The organism is Flavobacterium sp. RHBU_3 (assembly GCF_046613565.1).
In the GTDB taxonomy this organism is placed as follows: Bacteria; Bacteroidota; Bacteroidia; order Flavobacteriales; family Flavobacteriaceae; genus Flavobacterium.
In genome coordinates this window covers 281,400-292,115 of sequence record NZ_JBKJHC010000004.1, presented here as the reverse complement: position 1 = coordinate 292,115, position 10,716 = coordinate 281,400, and the positions used below count along the sequence as shown (strand labels likewise).

Below are 10,716 nucleotides of genomic sequence, written 5' to 3'. Positions count from 1 at the left end.
CGCAATTGGTGAAAATTAGTGTAATTCGTGGCTTATTATTTTACCGTATATCTTTTATTAGTAAATTTGGTAAAAAGCTTTAGCTATGGAAACTACCTTTCATTTTTCTTCTGCTGATAGCCTTACTCAAATCCCCTCATGGCAGATAAAAGAAACACAAAAAAGGCAGGAGTATATCAGAAAACATCCTGAATCTTTAATAGATTTTGATGAGATGATGTCAGAATTAGAAAAGGATTTTTCATAAAAGCATATCGTCTATTAGATATTGCTTAATTCTATTCTTCCAAATACAATTATATTTTTGGATGTGATTTGACTTTCTCATAAAAAAGACAGATTTTTGGCATTAAACAAATTCTACAAACTATAAATGAAATACCTGTATATTACGCTTTCCTTATTCCTGCTTGCATCGTGCGCAGATGAAAAGAAACCCCAAGCTGAAGCCAAACCCGAAAAAACCGACCTTGATTTTTACAAGCTGAAAGGAAATGTTACCTCGGTTTCTGAAAAATCGTACATAGTAAGCGACGGGAAAAATGAGCCCGGTAATGAAGTGGCCTCTGAACACGATACCGACCGTTATTTTGATGAAAACGGCCTGTTAATATCAGAGAAAAAGTGGCAGGGTAATAAGGCTTTTGAAGAGTCTTCATTTGCCAACAGGGAAAAACTATTAAGGCGCACACAGTTTTTAAACGGTGTGCCGTCTATTGTTACCGAAAACCAGTGGGATGCCGCAGGAGATAACATTCTTGCCACCATTCGCCGTAATCCCGATAACAGCCAACTGGATAAGGTAACCTACAAATATGAGAACGGCAAACCAGTAGAAAAAGTAAGCTACAGTGCCCAGGACAACGCTCTGGATAAAACCTCTTACATGTATGATAAAAACGGGAACCTTATAGGCGAAAACCTGTATATGGGTACCGAAATTATAAAGGCAAAAACAAAATACGAGTACAATGCCGACAACCAGAAAGTTGCAGAAAGCCGCTACAGCGAAGAAAAGCTGAACTATAAAACCACCTACCAGTACAAAGGGAAAAACCTGATTAAGAAAGAAACAACAGATGACAAAGGGCTACCCGAGTACACCGAAGTATTTATCTATGACGCTGCCGATAATGTTTTCAGGCACATAACCATAGAGCGCTACGACAATTCTGAAACTACAGATGAGTACAAATACGACAAAAACAAAAATGTAACACTGTGGGAACGCGAGAAAAAAGGATCGCCTAAAATAAGCATAGCCAATGTGTACGACGATAAAGGCAACCTTGTTTCGGTGCGCACTACAGATGCATCAGGAAAAGTACTGGAAGACCGTAAATACATTTACACCTACGACAGCAATAACAACTGGACTAAAAAATCGGTAATTATCTTTGACAAACCTACTTTTAGTATAGAGCGAAAAATAACCTATAAAGAAGAAGCGATTCAATAATTATCTTCTACAAAAATCAAAAGCAGCACAACCGAAATGTTTGTGCTGCTTTTTTATTATAAAAGGCGAGTAATACGCCAATACATTTAAACCTTATTTTTTAAGCAGGTAGCATATTACCGTTTCGGCAGCATGCAAGCCAAACAACGCCGGCATCCAGCTGTTTGTACCAAAAAACGACTTTTTAAAGTTTTGTCCGTTAGTCATCTTAAGGCTGCTTTCATCAGGTGTCTCTACCGAAAACACCGCTTTTACCCCTTTGGTAATGCCCTCCTTTTTAAGACGCTTACGCACCGTTTTTGCCAGTGGGCATACATCGGTCTTGCTGATGTCGGCTACGCGTACCTTAGAAGCCTCATATTTGCCCCCTGCGCCCATATTACTTATTATCTTAACCTTTTTACGCTTGGCAGCTATAATCAGGTTTAATTTAGGCGTAATGCTGTCTATACAGTCCAGTACGTAATCAAACTCAGGTGTTACCAACTCAAAAGCACGCTCCGGAGACAGGAACTCCTCTATGCGGGTAAGGTTCAGCTCAGGGTTTATATCCATAAGCCTGTCGCCTACTATCTTCACTTTAGGTTCGCCCACCGTGCTGTGTAGTGCCGGTAGCTGGCGGTTAATATTGGTAATGTCTACCGTGTCGCCGTCTACAATGGTCATGTTGCCCACACCGGCACGGGCTATAAATTCGGCAGCAAACGAACCCACACCCCCAAGGCCCACTACCATTACTTTAGAATTCTTAAGTTTTTCAAGGCCTTCTGTTTTAAACAACAGTTCGGCCCTTTCCTGCCATATTGCCATTATATAAATATACGTTTAAAGTTAGCCGCTACCTTTGCGGTTAGCGTATCCATTTCCCAGTTTCTTGCTGTTGCTGCTTTGTTGTAAACTTCTGCCAGGGTCTCCTCTATCATGTCGGTTTCCAGTAAAAACCTGTCATCAGGCACCGAAGCAAACACCTCGCTCAACTCAGGGTTGCGCAACAAGTACTTGCCAAACGAAAGGTAAAAACCGTTATCCAGCAGTTGTTTAGCTACCTGAGCATTCTTGCTAAAGCCATGAACCACCATAGGTACATCTACATCCAGGCGTTTTTTTATCTCAACGAGCTCCTGAAATGCAGCAACAAGGTGCAAAATTACAGGTTTTTGGTATTTTTTTGCTAACAATAATTGTTTTTCAAACACGGTAACTTGTACATCAAGCGGAATTTCAATGCGTTTATCCAGTCCGCACTCGCCCAACGCAAGGCATTCGGGCAATTGAAGGCGTTGTTCTATAATGGCAAGATGCTCGTAGAGCTTATCCACATCAATATGCCACGGGTGAATTCCGGTAGAAAATTGTGGCACATCAATAGCCTCATAAGGGTATTTGTTCACTACCTCAAAAACATCGGGGTTGTTAGTGTAATGGTGTGTATGTAGGTTGTAGAGCATGAGTTTAAATAATTATCCATCCTTCCTTTACAAAGGTAAGTTTGGCGCCTTTAATAAAATCCTGCAACGAAGTATCTATAGTTGCATTTTCATTTTGTAATTCGAAAAAGAATACTTGAGGATTAGCAAAGTTTTCTCTAAGTAGCCAAAATCTGAAACGTTTAATTGTAGGTGAGGTACTCAGAAACTTCAATTCTTGCAAATCAGTAATATTCAAACTATAAGCTTTGAGTAATCCCGGATAAAAAAATCCTCGAAAAAATATCTCTTCAAGTCCCGGCTTATAATAATTACAAGTCAGGAAAGAAATTTTACCAAAGAAGAAAGTATTTTTGATATTAGAAATTTCACCTCCAAAACGCTCATAAGACTCAACTTTATATTCCTTTTGAAAAAGTCTCCATGCCCAGAAATCTTCTTGTTCTCCCTGATTTTTAAATTTTGGATTTTCGGTCAACCACGAATCAGGAACAGTTATCCGTTCTTCCTGAGCGATTACACTACAAAAGATGAATAATAGTAATAACGTAAATAATTGTTTCATTTTAAAAAATTAAAAATGCCTGACACATCTCTGCATCAGGCATAAATATAATGAAATTACATTAATCAATTTAAGAAATCACTCCGCTGCCCACAAGCTGGCACCAATTAAGAACATGATAATTATTTCTGAGAATCTAAAAAATCACTCATGGTTATTATTTTAGTTTCCTGTACTTTATCTAATACCAGTAAATCTTTATCACCTGTAATTAAATAATCAGCTTTGCCGTCACACGCTAATGCAAGCAGAAAGTTATCTTTCTCATCCCGGCAGAGCGCTATAGTTGATATTACCGATATGAATTCTGCATATTCATTTATAGCATTCAGCATATCTTCTAAGATATCAGGACTAAAATATTTTTGGAATTTAGGGCGTCTCGCTACTTCTGTAAATTCATCTAAAAGCTCTTCACTAAAAAGTAATACAATCTTACTATTATCGAAGAGTACATCTAGTTTCGAGAAATCTTTAGAAAGCAAAAAGCTTATCCATAAATTTGTATCAATAATAAGCCTAACCTTATTATTTTTCATACCTTTTATTTCTCACAGCATTTACTTCTGCTTCAATTTCTTCCGGGGTAAGAACTTTTTCTTTTGAGGCCTTATCACGCAACTTTTCAACTATACTTAAAAACGTATTACCACCAGTAGGTTTCATAGCAATAAGCTTTTGCTCCGCTAAATCATTTAGCAGGGCAATAGCCTTAGGGTTTAGTATATCTATTTGAAAAGATTCCATAGTATAAATATACGTTTTTTTTCTTTAAGAAATCACTCCGCTACCCACAAGCTCCTCGCCTATGTGCCAAGCGGCAAACTGACCTTCCGTAATGGCACTTTGCGGTTGGTCAAACGAAATGTACATACCATTATCAAACTTATGTAACGTGGCTTTTTGCAGCGGCTGGCGGTAACGAATACGTACCATAACTTCCATGGTTTCGCCGTCTTTTAGCGCAAGGTCTTCGCGTACCCAGTGAATTTCGCTTTCCTGTATGTACAGCGCCTTACGGAACAAGCCCGGGTGGCTGTGCCCCTGACCTGTATAAATGGCATTGGTTTCTACATCGGTAGCTATTATAAACAGTGCCTCTTTGGTACCGCCTACATTAAGCCCTTTACGTTGGCCAATGGTATAATAATGTGCGCCCTGGTGTTTGCCCACCACTTTAGCCATTGTAGGGTTATAGCTTATGTTTTTGGCTTCAAAAGCCAGTTGTTCTTCAACGGTGGCAAACTCAGGTTCTGCCTCAGAGTACAAGGGCAAATCAGCGTTTACTTCGTAAATGATACCTTCTTTAGGCTGAAGTTGCTGCTGTAAAAATTCCGGCAGGCGTACTTTACCAATAAAGCAAAGCCCCTGCGAGTCTTTTTTCTCAGCAGTAATCAACCCCTGTTCGGCAGCTATGGCACGCACCTGCGGCTTGGTTAGCTCCCCTATCGGGAACAGCGCCTTACTCAACTGCTCCTGCGAAAGCTGGCACAAAAAATACGACTGGTCTTTATTATTGTCTACACCCGAAAGCAGCCTGTACACTTCCTGTCCGTCTTTTTCTATTACATCCCTACGGCAATAGTGGCCTGTAGCTACATAATCAGCACCCAGGCTCAGGGCTATTTTCATAAACACGTCAAACTTAATTTCGCGGTTGCACAGTACATCTGGGTTTGGCGTGCGGCCTTTTTCGTATTCGTTAAACATATAGTCTACAATACGCTCTTTGTACTGCTCACTAAGGTCTACCGTCTGGAACGGTATACCCAGTTTTTCGGCCACCAAAAGCGCATCGTTGCTGTCTTCCAGCCACGGGCATTCGTTAGATATGGTTACGCTGTCGTCGTGCCAGTTCTTCATAAAAAGGCCGATAACCTCATACCCCTGCTCTTTTAGCAGGTACGCCGCCACACTACTATCCACTCCGCCCGAAAGGCCAACTACTACACGTTTCATCTAAAAATACATTCAAAAATTTCGATACAAAGGTAGTGTTTTTTTTAATTCGATGTCTTACCCTTTTGTACCGCTTTATATTTGGCATCCATATCTTCCTCTTTCTCTACCTTTCCGTTCTTATAAAACTTCCAAATACCCGACTTCCTGCCTTCGGCATAGATACCTTCCGATGCTATTTCCCCTTTATTATCATAGTAAACTGCACGGCCTTCAGGCTTACCCTTTACATAATTAGACTCCTCAAGCAGTACCGCTTTCTCGGTATATTTCTTATAGATACCTTGTTTAAGTCCGTTAACATAGCTTTCCTCTTCGGCCAGGGTACCGTTTTCAAAGTATACCTTACGCGGACCGTTCAGTAAGCCCTGCTTATAATATTCTACCTGCATTATAGCCTTGCTTTGGTAATGGTAGTATTTCCACTCGCCTTCCTGCTTGTGGTTTACTTCCTTACCCTCGCTTACCTTATTCCCCTTAGGGTCAAAAAAAGTAGTATAGCAAGACCCGTCTGCGTTAAACACACGCGTAGCCATAAGGTTACTGTCGGCAGTGTCGTCATAAAACTTAAACGTACCTTTTTCTTTTCCGTGTTCAAAGGTACCCTCATAGCGCTTGCGTTTGCTTTCTTCGAAGGTGCCGCTCCATGCGCCGTGGCGTTTGCCAGCCGCATCGTTCTTATTCCCCTCCTGGGCAAAAGCAGCTGCCGTAATAAGCGTAGCCGAAAGTAGTAATGCAAATTTCTTCATTGGTTTGTCTTTCTCTTTTTTATAAAACCTAAAGTAAATCAATTTATTGTAACAGTAAATCCAAAATATATGCCACACTGTGCACAAAAAGGGTTTACAACACAAAAGCACTCCGTAGAGTGCTTTGTGTATTATTTTTTGATTTGTTTTTTCTGTTGTTCCTGAGCCTGCTCCATCATTTCCTGCATTTTCTTCTGGAAACGCCCTTGTGTTTTCGGCTTGCTCTTATTGGCCTGTACCAGTGCGTGTATCTTTTCCTCGTTTACAATGTGGTTCTTAATCACATACATAATACCTATGGTAATAAGGTTAGATATAAAGTAGTACAAACTTAAACCTGCAGGGTTAGTGTTGAAGAATATAAGCATCATTAGCGGAGAAAGATAAATCATTATCTTCATTACCTTGCTCATATCCGGCATACCTTCCTGTTGCGGGGCGCTCATAGCCTGGTCTCCTGTAGTCATTTTCATGTAGAAGAATATGGCTGCTGAAGCAAGTATAGGGAAAAGGCTGATGTGGTCTCCGTAAACCGGTATGGTAAACGGCAGCTTGTACACCACGTCATACGACGAAAGGTCGGTAGCCCAAAGGAAGCTTTTTTGCCTTAGGTCAAAATACGACGGGAAGAACTGGAACAGCGCGTAGAATACCGGAATCTGCATCAGCGCCGGTAAGCAGCCTGCCATAGGGCTTACACCTGCCGAGTTGTACAGCTTCATGGTTTCCTGCTGCTTTTTCATTGGGTCTTTGCTGTACTTTTCGTTTATTTCGGCAATCTCCGGTTTCAGTACCTTCATTTTAGCCTGAGATACGTATGACTTATACGTAACAGGAGACATTACTACCCTTACCAAAATGGTAAGTACAATAATACACAAACCAAATGATGAAATAAAGCTGCTTAGGAACCCAAATACAGGGATAAACACAAAGCGGTTCATCCATCCGAAAAGGCCCCAGCCCAGCGGCATAATCCTGTCCAGGTGTTTGCCTTCGTACTTATCGCTTGTAAGGATATCGTAGTCAGACGGACCGTAGTACATGTTCATGTTATAATTAAGCTCGCCACCTTTAAAGGCAAGAGGCACCTTAGCATCAAATTTCTTGGTGAACACAGTGTCTTTAGCTTCGTCTTTTATAAGCGACTCCGCTTTAAGTTCCGCTTTTTTAAACGGGGTATCTGTAAGCAGTACCGATGTAAACAGGTGTTGTTTAAACGCTATGTAGCTAACATCATCTACAGTTTCTTCATCGCTCTTGCCCTGCCCCATTTTGTCATCTTTACTTTCTTCATAAAGATACACTATGTCGGTATAACGGTTTTCGTAAGTAGCGCTCTTTTCGTTACGGTAGGTTTGCATAGACCACTCCATGTCAAGCGGCTTAGAGGTATCTACCACACGTGAAAGACCTTGCGAACGTACTGAAAAATCCAGCATATACTCATCTGGCTTCAGTACGTAGCGGTACTCAAGAAACTGTGCATCCGATGCTTTAAGTTTTAAAGTAAGCACCTGGTTTTCGCCTTCTTTGGTTACAACCGGTTCAAAATAAAGATCTTTAGTATTCAGTATCCTGTTATCAGTGGTTTTAAACTGAATGTTCAGGGCTGCATTATTATCTTTTATAAGCTCTACAGGCTTACCAGAGTCTTTAGTAAACTTTTCAAAACCTTTCAGTTCCAGCTCTTTTATGTAACCACCTTTGTTAGCTACAGACAGGCTAACCAATTTATTTTCAAGCTTGGTTACTGTATCTTTAGCTGAAGGAAGCCCTGCACTGTATGCAAATGCTCCTAAAGCTCCCTGTAGCTGGGCTACACGGACAGAATCTCCGGGAGTAGCAGCGGCAGTATAAGCGGCATCTGCCTGTTTGGCTTTTTTGTCGGCAACTTTTTGTTGCTGTTCCTGTTTTTCTTTAGCACGAGCTTGTTGTTCTTCCTGTTTTGTGTTGTTGTAAATCATCCACAGCAACAAAACAGTTATAAGGCCGAAACCTACGAGCGTTTTAGTGTCTAACTTTTTTTCTTCCATTATTAAATTTATAATTGATAGCCCAACAGCCGTTACTAAAGCTTACAGGTCTATGCATTCTTTTTTTGAACCGCAGCCTTAACAAAGCTTACAAAAAGCGGATGCGGGTTAGCCACCGTACTCTTATACTCAGGGTGATACTGTACCCCTATAAAGAACGGGTGGTTGTTTAGTTCTATAACTTCTACAAGGCCGGTATCAGGGTTTACCCCCGAAGCCTTAAGGCCTGCACCGGTAAGCTCGTTAAAGTAAGCGCCGTTAAACTCGTAACGGTGACGGTGACGCTCCTTAATTTCCGGTTGTCCGTGGTATATTTCGCTTGCAAGTGTACCCGGTGTAAGAGCACATTTCCATGCACCAAGACGCATAGTACCGCCTTTGTTTATTATGTTTTTCTGCTCTTCCATAATATTAATTACCGGATAAGGCGTATGCTCGTTCATTTCTGTAGAGTTAGCCTCTGTCCAGCCCAGTACATTACGGGCATATTCTATAACCGCCATTTGCATACCCAAACATATACCGAAGAACGGTATACCATTTTCGCGGGCGTAGCGCACGGTTTCTATTTTACCTTCTATACCGCGGCCTCCAAAACCTGGTGCCACAAGTATACCGTCTAACTTACCAAGTTTATCGGCTACATTATCTTTGTCTATATACTCAGAGTGTACACTAATAACGTTTACTTTGGTTTCGTTAGTAGCACCGGCATGTATAAATGCCTCAAGTATTGACTTATATGAATCCTGAAGCTCTACATATTTACCTACAAGGCCAATGTTTACAGTATGCTTAGGATTTTTTAGTTTATAAAGGAACTCATTCCATTGTACCAAATCGGGAGTGTTTAGCTCCGGAAGATCCAGTTTTTTAAGTGCCACTTTATCCAGTCCTTCTTCCAGCATCAGGTTTGGCACATCATAAATAGTAGAAGCATCTATAGACTGTATAACCGCTTCTCTCTTTACGTTACAAAATGCAGCAAGCTTTTGCCTTAAATCAGCCGAAAGCTCGTGCTCTGTACGACACACAAGGATATCTGCCTTAATACCGCTTTCCATAAGGGTTTTTACCGAGTGCTGTGTAGGCTTGGTTTTAAGCTCACCGGCAGCAGCAAGGTAAGGCACCAGGGTAAGGTGTACTACTATACTGTTGTTTTCACCCAGGTCGTATACCAGCTGACGCACAGACTCTATATACGGAAGCGATTCTATATCGCCCACAGTACCGCCTATTTCGGTAATTACAATATCAAATTCGCCGTTGTTGCCCAACAGCTGCATGCGTTCCTTAATCTCGTTAGTGATATGAGGTACTACCTGTACGGTTTTACCTAAAAATTCGCCACGGCGTTCTTTCTCTATTACAGAAAGGTACACCCTGCCTGTAGTAACGTTATTTGCCTGCGATGTAGGTACATTCAGGAAGCGTTCGTAGTGGCCAAGGTCAAGATCGGTTTCGGCGCCGTCGTCTGTTACATAACATTCGCCGTGCTCGTATGGGTTTAGTGTACCCGGGTCTACGTTAATGTAGGGGTCAAACTTCTGGATTGTTGTCCTGTAGCCTCTGGCCTGCAATAGTTTTGCCAGCGAAGCCGCTATGATGCCCTTTCCAAGTGAGCTCGTAACACCTCCGGTAACAAAAATATACTTTGTCTGGTTCATTATAAATTCCTCCTGTTGTGTTGTTGTCGTTGTTGTAAAAAACGTGGCAAAAGTAAGGAAAATTAATTGATTGAGAAAGTAATTAATCAATGTATCAATTAATTAATGTAACTATTTACTACATCGCGCTTTAGTATAAAACAGCAACAATTGTTACATCAGGTAATTGACACATTGCTACACTATCTAAGGTTTAGGGTACTGCTGGCGTATGTTGCGTATCAATGGCTCCAGCCCGTTTAGTTTTAATTCGTATACCTGCTTTAGCTGGTCGCCCAGTTTACCTTTCGGGAAACCCTTACCATGAAACCACACCATGTAATATTCGGGCAGGTCTATAAGATAACGCCCCTCGTATTTACCGAAGGGCATTTTGGCGTGCGCCAGTTCTATGAGTTGTTTCTGCTGGTCTTTACCAAACATTATTACCAGTTAAAAGTAATATCTTTTTCAATATCCGGGTGCAGGCTGTGGTATACCGGGCAGGTCATGGCCGAGCGCTCTAATATGGTACGCGACTTTTCATCGGCATCGCTTTTCAGGGTAAAAACAATTTTTATACCCGAAATACGGCGCGGTTCGGCAGCCATAAACTTGGTTACCTCGGCAGTACTGCCTTCCAGCGCCACACCCATATCGCGGGCCTTTATACCCATAATGGTAAACATGCAGCTTGCAAGGGCATTAGCCACAGTATCTGTAGGTGAAAAAGCCTCGCCTTTGCCATTGTTGTCAAGCGGGGCATCGGATATGATTTCTGAACCCGACTGTAAGTGTATGGATGATGTGCGAAGGTCGCCCAGGTAGGTTACTTTTGATGTCATTTTTGTAGAGTGTATTAAAAAATTTTAGCC

General features: G+C 41.4%; 13 protein-coding genes. 2 read left to right on the top strand and 11 right to left on the bottom strand.

The features are described from left to right. Window positions 1-85 precede the first annotated feature (85 nt). Together ACLI1A_RS07675 and ACLI1A_RS07670 are read left to right on the top strand one after the other, a co-directional pair. A complete protein-coding gene (locus tag ACLI1A_RS07675; RefSeq protein ID WP_411407792.1) occupies window positions 86-247 on the top strand; it encodes a hypothetical protein in 162 nt (53 codons plus the stop codon). A 126-nt stretch (window positions 248-373) separates the two neighbouring features. Continuing rightward, the gene (locus ACLI1A_RS07670) at window positions 374-1,459 is read left to right on the top strand and encodes a hypothetical protein (RefSeq protein ID WP_411407790.1); all 1,086 of its coding nucleotides are present in this window, start codon (window positions 374-376) and stop codon (window positions 1,457-1,459) included. A gap of 93 nt (window positions 1,460-1,552) precedes the next feature. Here ACLI1A_RS07670 and ACLI1A_RS07665 read toward each other — a convergent pair whose 3' ends face one another. From ACLI1A_RS07665 to ACLI1A_RS07615, 11 genes are all read right to left on the bottom strand, one after another. Then, window positions 1,553-2,269 (bottom strand): ThiF family adenylyltransferase, encoded by a 717-nt coding sequence (locus tag ACLI1A_RS07665; protein ID WP_411407788.1) that lies wholly within the window; start codon window positions 2,267-2,269, stop codon window positions 1,553-1,555. Beyond that, window positions 2,269-2,907 (bottom strand): TatD family hydrolase, encoded by a 639-nt coding sequence (locus tag ACLI1A_RS07660; protein WP_411407786.1) that lies wholly within the window; start codon window positions 2,905-2,907, stop codon window positions 2,269-2,271. The genes ACLI1A_RS07665 and ACLI1A_RS07660 overlap by 1 nt, the downstream gene beginning before the upstream one ends. A 4-nt stretch (window positions 2,908-2,911) precedes the next feature. Next, the gene (locus tag ACLI1A_RS07655) at window positions 2,912-3,451 is read right to left on the bottom strand and encodes a hypothetical protein (protein ID WP_411407784.1); all 540 of its coding nucleotides are present in this window, start codon (window positions 3,449-3,451) and stop codon (window positions 2,912-2,914) included. 122 nt (window positions 3,452-3,573) lie between these two features. Continuing rightward, entirely contained in the window at window positions 3,574-3,990 is a 417-nt protein-coding gene (locus ACLI1A_RS07650) for a putative toxin-antitoxin system toxin component, PIN family (RefSeq protein WP_411407782.1), read from the bottom strand. Next, window positions 3,980-4,198 carry a hypothetical protein gene (locus ACLI1A_RS07645; protein WP_411407780.1) on the bottom strand — a complete coding sequence of 73 codons (219 nt, stop codon included), beginning with the start codon at window positions 4,196-4,198 and terminating at the stop codon, window positions 3,980-3,982. The genes ACLI1A_RS07650 and ACLI1A_RS07645 overlap by 11 nt, the downstream gene beginning before the upstream one ends. 24 nt (window positions 4,199-4,222) lie before the next feature. Beyond that, window positions 4,223-5,410: a tRNA 2-thiouridine(34) synthase MnmA gene (gene mnmA / locus ACLI1A_RS07640; RefSeq protein ID WP_411407778.1), complete on the bottom strand. Its 1,188-nt coding sequence runs from the start codon at window positions 5,408-5,410 to the stop codon at window positions 4,223-4,225. 44 nt (window positions 5,411-5,454) lie between these two features. Continuing rightward, window positions 5,455-6,159 carry a toxin-antitoxin system YwqK family antitoxin gene (locus ACLI1A_RS07635; protein WP_411407776.1) on the bottom strand — a complete coding sequence of 235 codons (705 nt, stop codon included), beginning with the start codon at window positions 6,157-6,159 and terminating at the stop codon, window positions 5,455-5,457. Window positions 6,160-6,290: 131 nt separating this feature from the next. Then, the gene (gene yidC, locus ACLI1A_RS07630; RefSeq protein WP_411407774.1) at window positions 6,291-8,195 is read right to left on the bottom strand and encodes a membrane protein insertase YidC; all 1,905 of its coding nucleotides are present in this window, start codon (window positions 8,193-8,195) and stop codon (window positions 6,291-6,293) included. Between the two features lie 50 nt (window positions 8,196-8,245). Next, a complete protein-coding gene (locus ACLI1A_RS07625) occupies window positions 8,246-9,862 on the bottom strand; it encodes a CTP synthase (RefSeq protein ID WP_411407772.1) in 1,617 nt (538 codons plus the stop codon). A 186-nt stretch (window positions 9,863-10,048) separates the two neighbouring features. Then, window positions 10,049-10,285, bottom strand: a complete 237-nt coding sequence (locus ACLI1A_RS07620; protein WP_411407770.1) for a DUF3820 family protein — start codon at window positions 10,283-10,285, stop codon at window positions 10,049-10,051. A 2-nt stretch (window positions 10,286-10,287) separates the two neighbouring features. Further along, window positions 10,288-10,686, bottom strand: a complete 399-nt coding sequence (locus ACLI1A_RS07615) for an OsmC family protein (protein WP_411407768.1) — start codon at window positions 10,684-10,686, stop codon at window positions 10,288-10,290. Window positions 10,687-10,716 lie beyond the last annotated feature (30 nt).